Annotated in this window: 14 protein-coding genes; 7 read left to right on the top strand and 7 right to left on the bottom strand. The window is 66.5% G+C overall.

The window, feature by feature from the left end; all coding sequences use genetic code 11:
- Positions 1-59 precede the first annotated feature (59 nt).
- The 4 genes from AC3WTC_RS06610 to AC3WTC_RS06595 form a co-directional block, all read right to left on the bottom strand.
- Positions 60-950 (bottom strand): alpha/beta fold hydrolase, encoded by an 891-nt coding sequence (locus tag AC3WTC_RS06610; RefSeq protein WP_492711115.1) that lies wholly within the window; start codon positions 948-950, stop codon positions 60-62.
- Between the two features lie 125 nt (positions 951-1075).
- Positions 1076-2092 carry a 3-oxoacyl-ACP synthase III gene (locus AC3WTC_RS06605; RefSeq protein WP_025875853.1) on the bottom strand — a complete coding sequence of 339 codons (1017 nt, stop codon included), beginning with the start codon at positions 2090-2092 and terminating at the stop codon, positions 1076-1078.
- Positions 2093-2194: 102 nt separating this feature from the next.
- Positions 2195-2512 carry a DUF4156 domain-containing protein gene (locus AC3WTC_RS06600; RefSeq protein ID WP_025875855.1) on the bottom strand — a complete coding sequence of 106 codons (318 nt, stop codon included), beginning with the start codon at positions 2510-2512 and terminating at the stop codon, positions 2195-2197.
- Between the two features lie 195 nt (positions 2513-2707).
- The gene (locus tag AC3WTC_RS06595; RefSeq protein WP_099786267.1) at positions 2708-5557 is read right to left on the bottom strand and encodes a M16 family metallopeptidase; all 2850 of its coding nucleotides are present in this window, start codon (positions 5555-5557) and stop codon (positions 2708-2710) included.
- 405 nt (positions 5558-5962) lie between these two features.
- On the opposite strand from AC3WTC_RS06595, the gene AC3WTC_RS06590 reads away from it, so the two are divergent.
- Both AC3WTC_RS06590 and AC3WTC_RS06585 read left to right on the top strand, forming a co-directional pair.
- Positions 5963-6439 (top strand): XAC0231 family protein, encoded by a 477-nt coding sequence (locus AC3WTC_RS06590; protein ID WP_025875859.1) that lies wholly within the window; start codon positions 5963-5965, stop codon positions 6437-6439.
- A 70-nt stretch (positions 6440-6509) separates the two neighbouring features.
- Positions 6510-6989 (top strand): tRNA (cytidine(34)-2'-O)-methyltransferase, encoded by a 480-nt coding sequence (locus AC3WTC_RS06585; protein ID WP_032978095.1) that lies wholly within the window; start codon positions 6510-6512, stop codon positions 6987-6989.
- Between the two features lie 321 nt (positions 6990-7310).
- Here the strand turns inward: AC3WTC_RS06585 and AC3WTC_RS06580 are convergent, their stop codons facing one another.
- Both AC3WTC_RS06580 and AC3WTC_RS06575 read right to left on the bottom strand, forming a co-directional pair.
- Positions 7311-7718: a hypothetical protein gene (locus tag AC3WTC_RS06580; protein WP_492711113.1), complete on the bottom strand. Its 408-nt coding sequence runs from the start codon at positions 7716-7718 to the stop codon at positions 7311-7313.
- A 139-nt stretch (positions 7719-7857) separates the two neighbouring features.
- Complete coding sequence (locus AC3WTC_RS06575; protein WP_093820839.1) at positions 7858-9021, bottom strand: acyl-CoA dehydrogenase family protein; 1164 nt, start codon at positions 9019-9021, stop codon at positions 7858-7860.
- A 307-nt stretch (positions 9022-9328) separates the two neighbouring features.
- Here AC3WTC_RS06575 and AC3WTC_RS06570 point away from each other — a divergent pair, with 307 nt between their 5' ends.
- Both AC3WTC_RS06570 and AC3WTC_RS06565 read left to right on the top strand, forming a co-directional pair.
- Positions 9329-11005 carry an electron transfer flavoprotein-ubiquinone oxidoreductase gene (locus tag AC3WTC_RS06570; protein WP_492711110.1) on the top strand — a complete coding sequence of 559 codons (1677 nt, stop codon included), beginning with the start codon at positions 9329-9331 and terminating at the stop codon, positions 11003-11005.
- A 66-nt stretch (positions 11006-11071) separates the two neighbouring features.
- Positions 11072-11473 (top strand): c-type cytochrome, encoded by a 402-nt coding sequence (locus AC3WTC_RS06565; protein WP_033832730.1) that lies wholly within the window; start codon positions 11072-11074, stop codon positions 11471-11473.
- Here AC3WTC_RS06565 and AC3WTC_RS06560 read toward each other — a convergent pair.
- A complete protein-coding gene (locus AC3WTC_RS06560) occupies positions 11467-15075 on the bottom strand; it encodes an ATP-binding protein (RefSeq protein ID WP_313283004.1) in 3609 nt (1202 codons plus the stop codon). The genes AC3WTC_RS06565 and AC3WTC_RS06560 overlap by 7 nt on opposite strands.
- 75 nt (positions 15076-15150) lie before the next feature.
- On the opposite strand from AC3WTC_RS06560, the gene AC3WTC_RS06555 reads away from it, so the two are divergent.
- From AC3WTC_RS06555 to AC3WTC_RS06545, 3 genes are all read left to right on the top strand, one after another.
- Entirely contained in the window at positions 15151-15789 is a 639-nt protein-coding gene (locus AC3WTC_RS06555; RefSeq protein WP_025875871.1) for a response regulator, read from the top strand.
- Between the two features lie 205 nt (positions 15790-15994).
- On the top strand, positions 15995-16930 hold the full coding sequence (locus tag AC3WTC_RS06550; protein ID WP_492711109.1) for a hypothetical protein: 936 nt from the start codon (positions 15995-15997) through the stop codon (positions 16928-16930).
- Between the two features lie 107 nt (positions 16931-17037).
- Positions 17038-19065, top strand: a complete 2028-nt coding sequence (locus AC3WTC_RS06545) for a peptidoglycan-binding protein (protein ID WP_080150314.1) — start codon at positions 17038-17040, stop codon at positions 19063-19065.
- Positions 19066-19151 lie beyond the last annotated feature (86 nt).

Genomic DNA, 19151 nt, shown 5'->3' with positions numbered 1-19151 from the left:
CGGTCGGCACCCACCCGTTCACTCTCCCGGTGGGTGCCGACCGTTGGTCGGCACACTCTTCAGATCGGGTTCGCGTCCAGGAACGCCCGGATCTCCGGCACCAGCACTTCATGCTTGTCTTCAAGCACGTAGTGGCCGGCATCCTCGAAGGCATGCACCTGCGCCTTCGGCAACGCCGCCTGGAAGCCCTTCAGGAAGTGGTGGTCGAACACGAAATCACGCAGGCCCCAGCCGAGGAGGGCCGGACGATCGGCGAACGACGGCAGCGCCTTGCCGGCGCGCTCCAGCAGTGACCACGCCTTGTCGGCCGGCGACAGCGGAATGTCCTGCATGAAGCGGATGGTGCTGATGCGGTTGGCGTAGCTGTTGTACGGCGACACGTAGGCGCGGCGCACATCGGCCGGCATCTTCCGCTCCACGCCCAGCCACGAGGCACCGGAGGAGAACGCATTGAAGGTGCGGATGATCCACTCGCCGATCTTCCAGTGCCGGCCCAGCGCGATCTGCCACGGCATCTTCTTGGCCGCCGGCATCGGGAACGCGGCGGTGTTGAGCACCACCAGGCGCTTGACCTGGTCGTGGTGCGACAGCGCCCAGCCGAAACCGATCATGCCGCCCCAGTCGTGCACGGCCAGCGTCACCGGGCCGGTGATGCCCAGATGCTTCAGCAGCGCATCCAGATCATCCACCCGCGACTGCAGCGTGTACTCGTAGCGGCTGTCGTCAGGCTTGTCCGACAGGCCCATGCCGATATGGTCCGGCACGATGCAGCGGTACCTGTCCGACAGGCCGGCCACCAGCGTGCGCCAGTAATAGCTCCACGACGGGTTGCCGTGCACCATCACCACCACTTCGCCATCGCGCGGGCCTTCGTCGAGATAGTTCATCGACAGGCCGGGGCGGACCTCGAAACGCTGCGGGTGGGCGGGGTAACCGGGAAGCTGGGACATCGGATCGCACCTGTAGAAAGGGCCGGTAGAACCGGCCCTTGGACACTTGGAAAACTCATCGCTGTCCGTCGCGAGCGATTGGCTGGCAGGTGCGGACGGCGCGCAGCAGGTCAGCGGTGACTTTTTTACCAGACCACTTCGGCCATCGAGCAGTTCAGGCCCGAGCCGATGCCCAGAAGCGCGATGCGGTCGCCCTTCTTCAGCTTGCCCAGTTGCTTGAGCTTGCTCAGCACGATCGGCACCGAGGCCGGACCGATGTTGCCGTGCTCGCCGAAGATGGTCATGACCTTCTTCGGGTCGATGCCGAAATTCTTGATGAACGCCGCGGTGTGCGGCTGGCTGACCTGGTGGATGACGAACTGGTCCAGCTCTTCCACGGCCCAGCCCAGTGCGATCTTGGCGGCGGTGAAGGTCTTCTGGGCCAGCTTGATGCCCTCGATCAGCAGCATGCGGGTGTCGGTGACCATGCGGTCCAGGTTGCCCAGGCACAGCTGGTTCCACTCGGTGGCCGAGCGGGTCACGCCACCCTTGTAGCGCGGCGCGTCGGGCACCAGCTCCGAACGGGCCATCACCATCGCGGCTGCACCGGAACCGGTGGTCAGCGCCGCCAGCTCGTTGCGGAAGTCGTCAGCGGTGACGTCCGGCGCGGTCATCCGCTCCAGGGTCTTTTCGTACACCAGGTTGGCGGTCTCGCCATCCACCACCAGCGCATAGTCGATCTCACCGCGCTCAAGCATGCGCGCAGCGATGTCCATGCCGTTGATGAAGGCCAGGCAGGCATTGGCGACGTCGAAGGTCATGCACTCGTCGCTGACACCGAGGTTGCCGGACACGATGGAAGCGGTGGACGGCTCCAGGTAGTCACGGCTGACCGAGGTGTTGATCAACAGGCCCACCTGCGTCGCATCGATGCCTGCGTCTTCCAGCGCCTTGCGGCCAGCCATGGTGGCCGCATCGGACGCCAGGACACCGTTGTCCCACAGGCGGCGCGCGTGGATGCCGGCGATGTCGCCGAGGACGTCGGTACGGATACCAAGGCGATCCAGCGTCGGCTGCAGGCGTTCGTTGATTTCCTTGGTCGTCAGCGTGTGCGGCGCATCAACGTGAGCCAGGCCGGCAATCGAGACATTCTTGAAGAGCATCGAGGTTAGCGCCAAGGCTCAGGCAAAGGGGGCGCTATTCTATAACCCCCCGGGCCTTCACCGCATCTTTACGAATTCAGCCTTGGCCGTATGGTGAAGGATTCAGCGCGGCGGGCACTGGAAGGCGGCGAAGCGCTGGCTGCCATCGGCAGGGGCCGCAGCGGCCTGCACGGCGTTGGCGCCGGTGGTCGGGGCCTCGTTGCGGGCCAGGGTTTCCAGCTCTTCCTGCACCCGCAGCGGGTTGCGGTTGTAGAAGCCGACCTTGCTCTTCACGGTCACCACTACTTCGCCCTTGGAGATGCAGCCGGCCGGTACCGGGCCTGCCGGCAGCACGCGGGTCGCCTTGCCGGCCGGTTCGATCGGCACCCAGGTGCAGGCGGTGACGGTGAGCAACAGGGACGACAGCAGCAGAACGCGCATGGGCAGGATCCTGGAAGGGAATGTCAGGAGTGTGCCTGAACCGTCTGAATCAGGGATAGCCGGAGAGGGCTGCGGTAGCGCCGGGCCATGCCCGGCGGTTCTTCGAAGGCGTCCAGATGCCGCGCTGCGCGCTCGCCGGGCGCGGCCCGGCACTACCACCGGAGGCCTGCCCGCCGGAGCGGGCAGGCACATCCCTTACTTCTTGACCGGGTTGCCTTCGGCATCGATCACGGTCACTTCGCCCAGGTTCAAGGCGCGCACGGCCGCTTCGGTCTGCTTGAGGTCGCCCACCACCACCCAGGTCAGCGCCTGCGGCTTGATCTCCGCTGCCGCCTGCTGCACCTGTGCCGGGGTCATCGCTTCGATCTCGGCCTTGCGGCGCAGCACGTAGTCGTCCGGACGCTTGAACTGCACGATCGTGCCGATGGTCGAGGCCACCGCGCTGGCGGTCTCGTAGGCGCCGGGCAGGCTCAGCGTCTGGATGTTGCGGATGCGCGCCACTTCCGCGTCGGTCGCCGGCTTGCTGCCGTTGGCGAACTCGGCGATCTCCTTGCGCATTTCCGCCATGGCCGGGCCGGTCTTGTCGATCTGCACCGGTGCCATCGCCATCCACGGGCGCTGGCCCACGGTGTTGCTGGCGCTGGTGCGGGCACCGTAGGACCAGTGCTTGTCCTCGCGCAGGTTCATGTTCAGGCGCGAAGTGAAGTCACCACCGATCACGCCGTTGGCGATGTCGAAGCGGGTCGAGCTGGCATCGCTGGACGGCGGCACGACCTGGCCGGCGAACAGGTTGGCCTGCACCGCGCCCGGCTGGTCGATCAGGAACACGCGCGGGCTCTTCGGCAGCGCCACGGCGGTGGTGGCCTTGATCGTCGGCGCATCACCGGTGGCCTTCCAGTCGCCCAGCTGCTTGTCCAGCAGCGGCACGATCTCGGCCAGGGTGGTATCGCCAACCACGATCAGGGTGCCGTCCTGCGGACGCAGCCAGTCGCGGTGGAAGTCGACCAGATCCTCGCGGCCCAGGCTGCTGATCGCCGCTTCGTCACCGCTGCCGGTGAACGGGATCGCGTACGGGTGGCCCTTGCCGTACAGCAGCGGCGGCAGCACGCGCATCGCTACCGCACCCGGGTTGACCTTCTCCTGCTGGATGCCGGCGATCCAGGTCGCCTTGACCCGGTCGATCTCGCTCTGCTCGAAGCGCGGCTCGCGCAGCAGGCTGGCATACAGCGCCAGCGACGGCACCAGGTTCTCCTTCAGCGCGGACAGTTCCACATCCACCGAATCCAGGCCTGCGGACGCATCGAGATCCGCACCCAGCGCATCGGCTGCATCGGCGAAGGCCAGCGAGCCGAGCTTGCCGGCGCCTTCGGTCATCAGGCTCATGGTGAAGTTGGCGGTGCCCGGCTTGCGGCCCTGGTCGGCGGTAAAGCCACCCGGGAACTGGTAGCTGAACTGCACCACCGGAATCTCGTGGCGCTCGGCCAGCACCACCTGGGTGCCGTTCTTCAGCGTGGCGCGCTGCAGGGCCGGGAACTTCAGCTGCGGGAATTCGCGGGTCTGCGGCACGCCGGCCTTGCGGTCCACCTGCTCGGGCAGGGTGCTGTACCTGCTGTCGACCGCCGGCACGTTGAACGGCTTCGGCGCCTGCGAGGGGTCTTCCTTCAGCGCCACGCGTTCACCCGGCTCGACCACCAGGGTGTGGCTGCCCTTGTCCAGCCACTGCGCGCCCAGGCGCTTGAGGTCGGCAGCGGTGGCCTTGTCGATGTTGGCCAGCGAGGTGCGGAAGCAGCCCGGGTCGCCGGTGTAGACCGTGCACTCGGCCAGCGCATCGGCCTTGCCACCGAAGCCGCCGATGCGCTCGATGCCGCGGATGAACGCCGCGCGCGAGCCGGTCTTGGCGCGTGCCAGTTCTTCGGCGGTCGGGCCCTCCTTGAGCAGGCGCTCGATTTCCTCATCGATGATCTTTTCGACCTTGGCCGGATCCTGGCCCTGCTTCACCGTGGCCATCACCATGAAGTTGGAACCCAGCTGCGAGGCGTAAGCGCCGGCGCTGATGTTGTCCACCAGCTTGTCCTGGTGCTGCAGGCGCTGGCTCAGGCGCGAGGACTTGGCGCCGCCGAGCACATAGGCCAGCAGCTGCAGCTGGTCGACGTCGGTGGTGCCGACCTGCGCCACGTTCCAGGCGCGGTAGATGCGTGCCTGCGGCACCTTGTCGGTCATCACCTCGCGGGTGTCGGCCGGCCGCTTGGCCACATCCACCTTCGGCTGCGCCATGGTCGGGCCGGCCGGGATGCTGCCGAAGTACTTGGCGGCCTTTTCCTTGGCGGTAGCCAGGTCGATGTCACCGGCCAGCACCAGTACCGCGTTGTTCGGGCCGTACCAGGTGCGGAACCAGGTCTTGACGTCGTCCAGCGAGGCGGCGTTGAGATCATTCATCGAGCCGATCACGCTGTGGTGGTACGGGTGGCCCACCGGATACAGCGCGCGGTTGAGCTGTTCCCACACCTGGCCATAGGGCTGGTTCTCGCCCTGGCGCTTCTCGTTCTGCACCACGCCACGCTGTTCGTCGAGCGCAGCCTGGTCGATCGCGCCCACCAGATGGCCCATGCGGTCCGATTCCATCCACAGCGCCATGTCCAGCGCGGTGGTCGGCACGTTCTCGAAATAGTTGGTGCGGTCGGTATTGGTGGTGCCGTTCTGGCCGGTCGCACCCACCTGCTTGAAGGGTTCGAAGTACTCGCCGTCGTGGTTCTCGCTGCTCTGGAACATCAGGTGTTCAAACAGATGCGCGAAGCCGGTGCGACCGGCGGGCTCGTCCTTGCTGCCGACGTGGTACCAGATGTTGACCGCAACGATCGGTGCCTTGCGATCGGTATGCACCACCACGCGCAGGCCGTTGGGCAGGGTGAACTGCTCGAACGGGATATCGACCTTGCTGGTCGCGGCCGGCTTGGCCGCCAGCGCGTAGGTCGGCGCGAGCGTGCCGAGAGCAGTACTGAGAGCAACAGCGAGCAGCGCGGCGCGCGGGCGCAGGGTGAGCGACATATCCGGGTCCTTGGTCACGAAGGTGAATCCCGATCCTAGCGCGGGCGTGCGGCCACCGGTATCGGCCACCAGTCACTGGGGGTGATCGGCCCCCTCGGCCTTCGTGATTGGCCGTTCGCGGGTCACGAACGGCGGTGATTCACGTCCGGACAGTGTCCGCAGCCCCCCGAATGGACAGGTGTCCGCCCTGCGGACACTTTCGGCGAGTCATAAAACCCTTATGAATCAACGACTAAAAGTTGGCACGGGGATTGCTTTGTACTTCCTGCGCTAGGAAGGGCTTCAGACGAAAGCTGACTGAAGACTGAACAAAAGCAGGAAATCGAAAATTCCGCTTGCATCCCCAGAACTGGTGTTCTACCTTACTACCACACCACTGCTCACCAACACTAAACAGGCCCCGTCATGAACGCCAAGACCATTGCCATCGCCATCGCCCTGATCGCCGGCACCGCGGTTGTTTCGTCGGTGCAGGCCTCCGAATCCATCAAGACCCTGTCCACCGTGCAGGTCCGCCCGGCCGCCGACCAGCTGGTCCAGCAGGCCTGGGAACAGGCCAGCGGCATCCCGACCCTGGCCACTGTCGAAGTGCGCCCCAGCGTCGACCAGCTGGCCGAGCGCGACGGCTTCATCGCCAGCCCGGTCGCCGCCGCGCTGCCGATCACCACCCTGGCCTCGGTTGAAGTGCGCCCGAGCCTAGAGCAGCGCGTCGCCCTGGCTGCCGAGCAGGAAGCCCAGCGCTACGCCGCCACCCTGGCAGCGGCCGCCACCAGCGTCGCCAACCAGGTGATCGTCAACCTGCCGGCCCTGCAGGTGCGTCCGAGCGCCGCCCAGCTGCAGGCCTTCGCTGCCGAAACCGCCCAGGTCCTGCTGCGCCCGTAAGCGACGTCCGCCCTGCCCCGCGCGGGGCGTGCGTCGTAAAGGCGGCCGCCGTCGCAGGTACACTGCGCCGATGAATGCCGCGCCCCAGTTCCACGTGATCCTGTTCCAACCGGAAATCCCGCCCAACACGGGCAATGTGATCCGGCTCTGCGCCAACACCGGCGCGCAGCTGCACCTGGTCGAGCCGCTCGGCTTCGCACTGGAAGACAAGCAGCTCAAGCGCGCCGGCCTGGACTACCACGAGTACTCGCGCCTGCAGGTGCATCCGGACCTGGACACTGCGCTGGCGCGGATCGCACCGAAGCGGTTGTTCGCCCTGAGTACGCGTGCCAGCGTCCGCTATGACAGCGTGGCGTTCGACGACGGTGATGCCTTCCTGTTCGGCCCGGAAAGTCGTGGCCTGCCGCAGGACGTGCTTGATGCCCTGCCCGATGGTCGCCGGCTGCGCCTGCCGATGCGGCCGGACAACCGTAGCCTCAACCTGTCCAACACCGTTGCGGTGGTGATGTACGAGGCGTGGCGCCAGCATGGGTTTGCCGGCGGGGCGTAACGCCACGCGTCTCTCTTCCGCCTAATTGCTGTGGCGGGCGCATGCGTTCATGGGCGTTACTTTTCTTTCCGCGCGGAAAGAAAAGTAACCAAAAGAAACGCGCCGCCATCCGCGAGCCGGTGCTGCGCACCGGTACCCTGCGCTCCTCGGCCCGCCGGGGGACGGCGCGGAACTCGCTGCGCTCAGACACCCGCGCCTCTCCGCCCCCGCCGGACCTGCGGTGCTCGGCTCGCTTCAAGGCGGACCCAACAGCCGCGCAGTAGATCCACGCCATGCGTGGATGTCTTCCGCCTGGATCAATCAGTTGCGGGCGCCATGGCGTTACCTGGAACGCGTGCGATTGCCCACAGAAGAAAACTCCAGACCATCAATATCAGCATGCGTGCCGCACAATGCCAAACCCGTTGCCGTCGGGTCGATCCCGCCGGATGAGACTCTCAGCGCACCTGCATGTTGCTCGATAGCCACTGTGCCTAGTTCGGACTGATGAATCAGCTTTCCGCCCTCTGGCTTCATGTGCAGCACAAAGGAGCAGACGTACTGCATCGCCTGGGTACTGTGCAGCTCAACCCTGTAGCCCAGTGATTCTTCGACAATCGACAGGCTGTCCCTGAATCCATCGCGGCAACTACGCCCGCTGCCCGGTTCGGTACACAGATCGCTCGCCTGCGAATAGCTGCCTGCCCATGCCCCATCATCCCTGTTGCCTCCCCGCGCCATCTGCAGCACGGAGGCTTGGAAGAGCAGCGGGAGGCACAGCAGCCTTACAGAGGGATTGTTCTTTATTCAGCTTGCATCTCCGGATAGGCGTCCTTTGCCGCCCACCCTACTCGGCAACGCCGGCCAGCGGCCGGCACTACCGGTGCACTCAGAACGCGTTGATGCCGGTCAGCTCGCGGCCGATCACCAGCTGGTGCACGGTCTCGGTGCCTTCATAGGTGATCACCGATTCCAGGTTCAGCGCATGGCGGATCGCCACGTGCTCGGTGGTGATGCCGGCGCCGCCCAGCAGGTCGCGGCATTCGCGGGCGATGTCGATCGCCATGCGGCAGTTGTTCCACTTGGCCAGGCTGACCTGCTGCGGTTGCACCTGCCCGGCTTCCTTCAGTCGGCCGAGCTGCAACGCCAGCAGCTGCGCCATGGTGATGCGCCGGGCCATGTCGGCCAGCTTGATCTGCGCGCTCTGCGTGGCCGCCAGCGGACGGCCGAACAGGACGCGCTCCTTGGCATAGCCCAGCGCTTCATCCAGGCAGGCGATGGCCGAGCCGATCGGACCCCAGCTGATGCCGAATCGTGCCTGGGTCAGGCAGCCCAGCGGACCCTTCAACCCCTTCACGTTCGGCAGGCGGTGGCTGTCGGGCACGCGCACGTCGTCGAAGAACAGCGCGCCGGTCAGCGACGCGCGAAGGCTCATCTTGTGCTTGATTTCCTGGGTGGTGAAGCCGGGCATGCCCTTCTCCAGCACGAAGCCCTGGATGCCGTCTTCGGTCTGTGCCCAGACGATGGCCAGGTCGGCCACCGGTCCGCTGGTGATCCACATCTTGCTGCCGTTGATGCGCCAGTCGCTGCCATCGCGCACCGCGCGGGTCTTCATGCTGGCCGGGTCGGAACCACCATGTGCCTCGGTCAGGCCGAAACAGCCGATCAATTCGCCGCGGGCCATCGCCGGCAACCATTGCCGGCGCTGTTCTTCGCTGCCGTAAGCAAAGATCGGGTACATGCACAGCGAGCTCTGCACCGACACGAAGCTGCGCAGGCCCGAATCGCCGCGCTCCAGCTCCTGACAGATCAGCCCGTAACTGACCGCGCCAAGGTCGCCGCCGCCGTACTCGGCCGGCAGCGTGGCGCCGAGCAGCCCAAGCGCGGCGATCTCCGGCACCAGTTCCGACGGGAACCGTGCCTGGTCGAAGGCATCACCGATGATCGGCAGCACGCGCTCGTTGGTGAAGCGGGCCACGCTCTCCTGTACCGCGCGCTCTTCCTCGCTGAGCAGGGAACGGACATCGAACAGGTCGTACGGATCCAAAGCCATGGCACTCACACGCAGTCGGGACTGCCGCCATTGTCGGCCATCCGGGCGGCGTTGGTGTGCGGGTAGAGGCCGACCCTGGTCGGCGCTGGTGTTTCCGCTCACGCCAACCAGGGTTGGCACCTGCCAGACCACGCGCATTACGCTGCATTGCAGCAATTGCGATGTGAACATCGGCGATCTAGCTCGATCACGCCCGTCCCGGTACCCTGACACATTCAAACAACCGTTTCGCCCGTGGCTGCACGCGCGATTCCCAGGCAACCGCCGGTGGCCCCGATGCCGGCACTACCCACGAGTCATGCAATCGATGAGTGCTGAAGCCAACGCCCTGCCCCCGCGTGAAGTCATGGAATTCGACGTGGTCGTCGTCGGTGCCGGCCCGGCCGGCCTGGCCACCGCGATCCGCCTGCGCCAACGTGCGATCGACGCCGGCCGCGAACTGTCGGTATGCGTGCTGGAGAAGGGCTCCGAACCCGGCGCGCACGTGCTGTCCGGCGCGGTGATGGACCCGCGCGCGCTGACCGAACTGTTCCCGGACTGGGCCGAGCGCGGCGCACCGCTGAAGCAGAAGGTCACCCGCGACGAGTTCCTGTTCCTCAGCGAGACCGGCGCGCGCACCACCCCGCACGCGCTGTTGCCCGAGTGCTTCCACAACGAAGGCAACTACATCATCAGCCTGGGCGAGGTCACCCGCTGGCTGGCGCAGCAGGCCGAGGCGCTGGAAGTGGCGATCTTCCCCGGCTTCGCCGCCGCCGAAGTGCTGTACGGCGATGACGGCGCGGTGATCGGCGTGGCTACCGGCGACATGGGCATCGAAAAGGACGGCACGATCGGTCCGGCCTTCGAGCGCGGCATGGCCCTGCATGCGAAGTACACGGTGTTCGCCGAAGGCGCGCGCGGCCACCTCGGCCGCCAGCTGATCAGCCGTTTCAAGCTGGACGAAGGCAAGGATCCGCAGGCCTACGGCATCGGCATCAAGGAACTGTGGCAGATCGACCCGGCCAAGCATGAGCCGGGCCTGGTGGTGCACGCAGCCGGCTGGCCGCTGGATACCGACACCTACGGCGGTGCCTTCCTGTACCACGCCGACGGCGGCAAGGTCGCCATCGGCTACGTGGTCGGCCTGGACTACAAGAACCCCTGGCTGAGCCCGTTCGAGGAATTCCAGCGCTTCAAGACCCATCCGTCGATCCGCAAGCATCTGGAAGGCGGCACCCGCATCGGCTACGGCGCGCGTGCGATCACTGCGGGCGGCCTGATGTCGCTGCCCAAGACCGTGTTCCCGGGCGGCGCGCTGGTTGGCTGCGAAGCCGGCTACCTCAACGTCAGCCGCATCAAGGGCAGCCACGCCGCGATCAAGACCGGCATGCTGTGCGCCGATGCCGCCTTCGACGCGCTGGTGGCCGATCGCCAGCACGATGAGCTCAGCGCCTACCCGGCCGCCTTTGAAACCAGCTGGCTGCACGACGAACTGAAGCTGTCCAAGAACTTCAAGCAGTGGTTCAAGAAGGGCCAGACCGTGGCCACGCTGATGACCGGCATCGAGCAGTGGCTGCTGCCGAAGCTGGGCGTGCGCAACCCGCCGTGGACCCTGCGCCACAGCATCCCGGACCACGCCTGCCTGGAGCCGGCATCCAAGCACACGCGCATTGCCTATCCCAAGCCCGATGGCGTGCTGACCTTCGACCGCCTCAGCTCGGTGTTCCTCAGCAGCACCAACCACGACGAGAACCAGCCCAGCCACCTGACGCTGAAGGATGCGAGCATCCCGGTGAGGGTGAACCTGGCCGAGTACGCCGGTCCGGAAGCGCGCTACTGCCCGGCGGGCGTGTACGAGTTCGTCGGCGACGGCAACGATGCGCGGCTGCAGATCAACGCGCAGAACTGCGTGCACTGCAAGACCTGCGACATCAAGGATCCGACCCAGAACATCGTCTGGGTGACCCCGCAGGGCGGCGGCGGACCGAACTACTCCGGCATGTGACCGGCGATGGGGCTGCGACGGCCGGTCGCAGCCCCACGGCGCGTGCGCCCGTTATCCTGCTCGCCCATGCGTGCCCTTCGTCTGCTTCCCGCTGTTGCCACGATCCTGGTCGCCAGTGCGTGCCAGCGCCCGCCCGCTGCGCCCAGCACGCCCGAACAGGCGCGCCAGCAGGCGATGCAGCGCGCGTTCGAACTGTGCGCGGGCTGCCATACCGTCAATGCCGGCGGCATCCACCGCTTCGGTCCCAACCTGCATGGGGTGATCGGCCGCCGTGCGGGCAGCCTGCCCGACTACGGATACTCGCAGGGCATGCGCCGCGCCGACTTCGTCTGGAGTGCGCAGACCCTGGACACCTTCCTGCAGTCGCCCACCCATCTGGTACCCGGCACGCGCATGTACAACGCCTTCCCGAGCGCCGAGCGTCGCGCGCTGGTGATCGCTTACCTGCAGGAGCACGCGGCTCAGTGAGCCAGGCGCTGCAGCTGGTGCTGCAGATGCGCCACGAACTGCCCGGCGTCGGCAACCGCCGATGCGACCTCTGCATCGCCCGCGGCCTGCAACCGTTCCACCAGCGCGTTGGCGCGATCGGCCAGGCCGCGTGCACCCACCGCCCCCAGCGCACCGGCCTGCCGATGCAGGTGCAGCGCGGCCGTCACCCGGTCGCCTTCGTGCAGCGCGCGCTGCAGGGCCGCGATGTCCTCGTTGCTGGCCTTGACCAGGCTGTCGTGCAGCTGCCGGGCGATCTCGCGCGAACCGAAGCGCCGTTGCAGGGTCGCCAGGTCGGGTAGCCCCTCGTCGCCCTCGGGCTCATCGTCGCTGTCCACCGCGGCCTGGTCATCTTCAGCACCCTCGGCGCGCGGCAACCAGCGCAGCAGTGCCTGCCGCAGCGTCGCCAGCGACAATGGCTTGGCCAGCACGTCGTCCATGCCGGCTTCGCGGCAGCGGCGTGCGTCATCGTCAAGCACGCTGGCGGTCAGCGCCAGCACCGGCATGCGCGGCTGGCCGTTGCGCCCCTCGCGCTCGCGCAGCAGGCGGGTGAAACCAAATCCGTCCAGCACCGGCATGCGGCAGTCGGTGATGACCAGATCGAAGGATTCCTCCGCCAGCCGGTCCAATGCCTGCTGCCCGTCATCAACCAGCACATGCGGCACGCCCAGCTGCTGCAGGCGCCAGGCCATCATCGCCTGGTTGGTGGGATGGTCTTCAATGATCATCACCCGTGCCTGGCGCAGATCTGGCGGCAGCAGGGCGATCTGCTGGTGCTCGGCCTGCAGCGCGATCACATCCTCGCTGCGCGCTTCCACCAGCGACAGCAGCACGTCAACCCGCGTTCCTTCGCCCAGCGTGCTTTCCAGCTTCAGTTCGCCGTCCATCTTCTGCACCAGGCGCCGGCAGATGCTCAGGCCCAGCCCGGTGCCCCCATGGTCGCGCTGGATGTACGCGCCGGCCTGGGTGAAGGGTTCGAACAGGGTCGGCAGCTGCTCCGGCGCGATGCCGATGCCGGTGTCGGTGACGCTCAGGCGCAGCGGCTGGCTGCCATCCTCGGCAGTAGGCCCCAACACTTCCAGCTGCAGCCGCACCGAGCCCTTCACGGTGAACTTGATGGCATTGCTGAGCAGGTTGAACACGATCTGGCGCAGGCGCACGCCGTCCACCTCATGGGCCTGTGCCAGCTGTTCGTCGATGTCCAGCTGCAGGTCCAGGCCACGCGCAGTGGCCTGCGGCAACAACAGTCGATGCACCCCCTCCAGCAGTGGCCGCACCGGCAGCGGCACCGGCTCCAGGCGCAGCGCGCCCGCTTCCATCCGCGAATAGTCGAGGATGTCGTCCAGGATCTGCCGCAGCATCTGCGCCGAGTCTTCGATCACGCCGAGGATGCGTTGCTGTTCGGCGTCCAGCGGCGAATGCGCCAGCACTTCCAGCATGCCCAGCACACCGCTCATTGGCGTGCGGATTTCATGGCTCATGGTGGCCAGGAAGCGCGATTTGGCTGCCGCAGCCTGCTCGGCTTCGACCTTCGCCGCGGCCAACGCGTCGGCCTGCGCGCGCGCCTGGCTCACGTCCACCCAGTAACCACTCCAGGTCACCGCACCCGCTTCGGTTGAATACGGGTGCGCCTGGCTGCGCACCCAGCAGGGCGCGCTTCCGTCACGGTGGATACGGAACTCGAAGGACAGCGGGGCGAAATTGCGCGCCGCCAGCTCCATCGCACGCAGCACCTTTTCGCGGTCGTCGGCATCGATGCATGCCAGCAGCGCCTGCCCGTCCGACTCCGCCTGCTGCCGGCTGATGCCGAACATCGACTGCACATCGCCGGCAATGAAAGGGAAGCTCAGGGTGCCGTCTGCTTCGCGGCGGGCCTGGTAGACGATGGCAGGCAGGTTGTCGGTCACCTCGGCCAGGCGCTGCTCCAGCTCGCGACGGCCAGCCACTTCGCGGCGCAACCGCCAGTGTCCCAGCCCATGCATTGCCACAGCAGTGGTCAGCACCAGCAGCAGGGGAAGGCCCCAGCGCAGCAGGGTGCGCCAGTCCACTCCATCGCGGTATTCCACCGACAACCAATCGCCGCGCAGGGCCTCGCGCCGGCGCGGCCCCATCTGCAGCAGCAGGCGGTCGAAGGTGGTGGCCAATGCCGCATGGCGGCGCTCCACCGCCAGCGCCAGCTGGTCGTTGAACCCGGCTGGCGCGGCCAGTTGCAGGCGCCCCGGGAAGCGGTTGCGCAGCAGCTGGTCGACCAGCGCCAGGTTGCCCACGTAGGCATCGGCCTCGCCATCTGCCAGGCGTTGCAGGGCCTGCTCGGCGCTGCGCGCGGCGACGATCTTCACCGACGGTGCCTGATGCTGCACGTAGCCACGGATGCGCTCGGGATCGGACAACAGCACGCGCTTGCCGTCCAGGTCCGACAAACCCAGCATCGACGGACTGTCAGTGCGGGTGACAATCACATTGGGAACGGTGATGAAGGGCTGGCTGAACACCCATTCCGGCCCGAGATAGTTCGAATCGGCAGGAATGCCGATCACCGCCTGCAGTTCTCCGCGACGCGCCTTCTCGCGCACCTCATACCAGTCATGGCTGTTTTCAACCTGCAGGTTGGCGCCGGCCTGCAGCAGGCGCTGCAGGTATTCGTTGGTCAGGCCACTGGGCTTGCCATTCCTGTCGGCAAACGACAGCGGCGCGGCGTTGGGCGCAAAGCCGATCTTCAAGGGTTGCTGCAGCACGCGTTTCTCGGCCTGGCTCAATGCCAGCTGCGCCGACGCCGACCACTGCGGCGGTGGCAGCCAGCGCTGCGCGAGGGCGTCACGCTGCGCTTCGCTGACGGCGGCAAGCGCTAGGTCCAGTGCTTCGGACAACGGCTGTTTGCTGTTGGGCACACCGAAATGCAACTGCTCCGGGGGCAGATCGCTGGGCCGCAGCAACGCCACACCCTTCAACCCGTTGGCGGCGATCAGTTCCGTCGCCACGTAGGCATTGCCGATGAAAATGTCGGCTTTGTCGTCTCTGACCATACGCAAGGCCGTCAGCGTGTTGTCTGCGACAAGTTGTCGTGCTCTTGGGAACCGCGCACGCACCTGCGGTCCGGTCATGAAGTCCTGCTCGACCACAACGCGCAGGCCATCCAGATCAGGTGCCTCCGAAGCACGCAGGTCCTGAGGACGTCCGACCATGGCCAGCGGTGCTTCGGCATAGGCGGCGGTATAGACCATGCAACGGGTACGCTCGGCGCTGAGCGCGATGTTCATCACCACGTCGATTTCGCCGCGACATGCCGCATCCAGCACGGAGGGCCAGTCCGCAAAACGGCGCGTCTCCACCTTCAGGCCAAGCTGCCGGGCCGAAAGCGTCAGGTAGTCCGGGCCAAGGCCCACCTGCTTCCCGTCCTGGATCGACTCAAAAGGAGGCCAGCCACTGTCATACTGTCCAACAACGACAACAGGATGTGCGGCCAGGTACTCGCGCTGCAGGGGGCTGAGCGGCAACGGCCCCGGCGTGGACGCAGGCTGGGCCAGCGCCGGCAGCGCCAGCAGGGTCGTCAACAGGATCAGTCCACGAGCCGCCCAGCTGCGCATCTGCAACGATCTCCTGGAAGTCCTGCCAGGGACCGCGACGGTCGCGGTCCGGCGTGCCGGTGGCCATACTAGAGCATGACCTTGCGCATCATCATCGCAGACGATCACCCCGTGGTCCGCATCGGTACCCGCGCCGTCATCGAATCCAGCGGCGTTGGCCGCGTCGTTGGCGAGGCCGACAACGCCCAGGCGCTGATGACCCTGCTGACAACCCAGCCCTGCGACCTGCTGGTCACCGACTACTCGATGCCTGGCAGCCCGCAGGCCGATGGCTTCGCCATGATCGGCATGATCCGCCGCCGCCATCCCGACCTGCCGGTGCTCATGCTCAGCGTCTCCAACAACCTGGCGATCCTGCGCATGGTGCTCGACAGCGGCGTGCTCGGCCTGGTCGACAAGAGTTCGTCGATGGATGAACTGCCGCAGGCGATCCAGGCGGTCTATCGCGGCCAGTCCTACATCAGCCGCAGCCTGCGCGAGCGGGTGGAGGAAGCCGGCAGCTGGCGCATGCGCGAGGGTGACGGCAAGCCGTTGTCGCCGCGCGAAGTGGAGGTGCTGCGGCTGCTCGGCACCGGCATGACGGTCAAGGAAATCTCGCTGCAGCTGCACAAGAGCGTCAGCACCATCAGCCGCCAGAAGGGTGACGCCATGCTCAAGCTCGGGCTGAAGGGCGACGCGGAGCTGTTCGACTACCTGCGCGACGGCAGGATCTGAGACACCGTTCGCAGTTCTCTGGCGGGAGGCTCCTCCCTGCCCCCCTGTGATCGCCGTCGCATCTGTGCCATCATCCGCGTCGATGGGTTTTCCTATGCGAGGTCGAAGGAATCGACCGGCTCATCACGACGTTCCCCCTCATCGAGGGCGGGGCGTGTTCTGCGTTGGCCTTCCTGCCCGACGCCCGCAAACCATGGAGAGGTGCATGAAGATCCTTCCGGAATCCCGCTTGGCCCGTGTCCGCCCACGCCTGTGTGCGACGTTCGCCGGCCTGCTCGTGGCGCTGCTTGCCAGCGCCTGCACCCCCTCGCCTTCGACCGCGTCACCACAGGGCGCCACCGCGCCACGACAGGATGTTGCCCCGATGCAGAGCTCTGCCACACCCGCCACCACGGCCACCGCCACGCCCCCCGATGCCGGCAGCGTGCTGTATTTCATCTACGACGTCGACGGCGATGGCGCCGTTTCGTATGAAGTAGCCAATGGCAGTGTCGCCACCTTCTGGTTCGGCCATGCCTTCGAACTGGCCGGCACCCGCTATTACACCGGCTTTGCCTGGAACACACCGCAGAAGTACGGCAAGCTCGGCGAAGACGAAGCCGGTCCGGACAGCCAGGTCACCCTGACCGAAGCCACCTTCACCCTGACCGGCGACAAGCCGGATCGTCCCTGGGTGTTCAAGGGCGCCGAACCGTGGATCGGTACCGTCGGCGCCTATGGCACCGCGCCGGACATCGACAGCAAGCGCAAGCCGCTGGAATACCGCACCCCGGCCGGCAAGCTGGTGCTGGCAGTGCCGACCAGCACCTTCGCTACCGGTACCAGCATCGAAAGCTACACCGTGCTGGTATTCAACCCGGACTACGAGAAGTCCGAAGACGGCCAGGTCTGGGCCAGCGCGGGCACGGTGATCACCGGCGAAGACAATTCAGCCGCCTGCGACGAGGGCCAGGTGATGCCGTGCGTCAGCAACCGGGGCGCACTGGCCTTCAGCGCCGTCGCCGGCAGCGACCTGCCCACCATCACGGTCACCGCCACCGGCACCACCATTTCCGGCCCGGGCCAGACCCGTGCGCTGGGTGCGGCCGACGCGCGCCAGTACCACTACGACGCCGCCCGCAAGGCCTACGTCGAAAAGTAAGACGCACCACCCCGCAGCACCTGTTGACCGACATGTTGAAGACTCACGGATGAGTCCGGTTGGCGTATCGCGGCAAAGGCCGCTCCATCAACCCCAGAGGAAGTGTCATGGCACAACGTGACTACAGCAAAAAGGAAGTTCTCGACATCATCGAGCAGGTTGCACAGCGCAAGGGCATCGCCAGCGAGGACTTCCTGCGCTTTGCCCACATCGAGACCGGTGGCCGCTTCAACGAGCGCGCGCACAACGACAAGACCGATGCCAAGGGCCTGTTCCAGTTCCTGCCGTCGTCGGCCAGGCAGTACGGCCTGACCGGCCACGAGTACGACCCGACCCGCAACACCGAAGCGGCAGCGGAGATGTTCAAGCGCAACCTTGCGGACATGGAAAAGCGCCATGACCGCACCGGCCATCCCTACCTGTCCGGTGATGACAAGCCGAGCGGCCTTGACCTGTATCTGGCACACCAGCAGGGTGCGGCCGGCTACGGTTCGATCCAGACCGCGATCGCCACCGGCACGTTCGGCGTGGTGCGCGACGGCCACGGCGATCCGATCGACATGCGCCCGCGCATCATGGGCCAGATCGGCGGTGACGTAGAAGCGCTGACCGGGCATACGCGCGCGGAGATGCGCACGATGAATGATCGTGACCTGGCCAGCACCTTCGCCCAGTACTACGACCGCAAGTACGACGCGATCAGCATCCCGGAAAAAAACATCGCGCCGATCACCGAGGCCCAGGCGCGTCCGGCGCCGGTGCAGGCCGCACCGACGCAGACCGTGACCCCCGCCGCGCAGGCCGCCGTCGCCGCCGGTGCCGCAGCCATCGCCGCTACCGCCACGGCTGCTGCCGCCAAGCCCGATGCACCCGGCATTTCGCTGGATGCGGCCTACAACGCCGGCGTGAAGTACGACAACGTCAAGTACGCGATCAACATCGAATCTAGCCAGTACTACCGTGGCAAGGGTGTCACCGGCAAGAACGTCGAGCAAGGCTACATCGACTGCTCCGGCTGGGTCGGCACGATGCTCAACAAGACCCAGGATGAGATCAACCAGAAGGCCGGCCATGCGGTGTTCGCCGACGCCGACAAGATCAAGCTGGGCTTCGCCGGCTCCGGCGGTATCGTGCATGACGCCTACAAGGACTCCGGCGTGCTGCTCAAGCGCGACGACATCCTCAAGCCGGGTGCGCTGAAGGAAGGCATGGTGATCGGCCTGGATACGGCCAAGACCAAGCACGAGCACTGGAACGGCATCGACCACATCGTGATGGTGGTGCGAGACCCGAACACCGACAAGCTGCTGATCAGCCAGTCCACCGGCAAGCTGGGCGTGCATACCATGCCGGTGGAGGATTACCTCAAGCAGGTAAAGGACCACCCCAACTGGAAGCTGTTCGCCTCCGATCCGCTGCACCAGGCACGCGATCTGCTGGAAAACCGCAGCCAGGCGCACGAGCAGGCGCAGGCCAAGGGCGCCGCCGAGCCGAAGCCGTCCCCGCAGGAAAAGCCGCAGACCAGCAACGAAGTGCATAAGCAGGGTGCGCACGGCGAGGATGTGCGCAGGGCGCAGGAACAGCTGGGCCACCTGGGGTATGTGGGTGCCGACGGCAAGCCGCTGGTCGAGGATGGGAAGTTCGGTCGCAACACCGAGGCTGCCGTGCGCCAGCTGCAGAAGGACAACGGTCTGGCAGTGGACGGCATCATCGGCCCGAAGACGCTGGATGCGATCAAGGACGCGCGCGAGCGCCCGCTGCTCAATGACGAGCGCCATCCGCAGAACCCGATGTACAACCAGGCCGTGAAGGGCATGGAAGGCCTGCCGGCAGGCACCTTCAAGGACCGCCATGCACTGGAGGCCGCCGCCGCTGCACTGACCAAGGAAGCGCAGGCCAGCGGCATGCAGCGCATCGATTCGGTGGTGCCCAGCACCAACGGCGAGCGCATGTTTGCCGTACAGGGCACCTCCGGTGACCCGGCTGCCTGCCGCGCGGCGGTGGACACCCGTGCGGCCAGCGAGCAGAGCATGGCACTCAGCAGTGGTGCGGTGCACGGTGCACCGAATGTCCTGCAGCAGCAGGACGCCCAGCAGGAGCAGGTGAAGCAGGCCCAGCGCGCCATGGGCCACTGAGCCAGGCCAGGCAGGGGAAGCCATGGGAAGGGCCGCGTACTGCGGCCCTTTTCCTTTCTGGCAGCTGAGCGGCCGCCGCGCTTTCA

The organism is Stenotrophomonas sp. FW305-C-20-S1 (assembly GCF_058783335.1).
The sequence above is the reverse complement of the archived record's forward strand: the minus strand, read 5'-3'. Positions and strand labels throughout refer to the sequence as shown.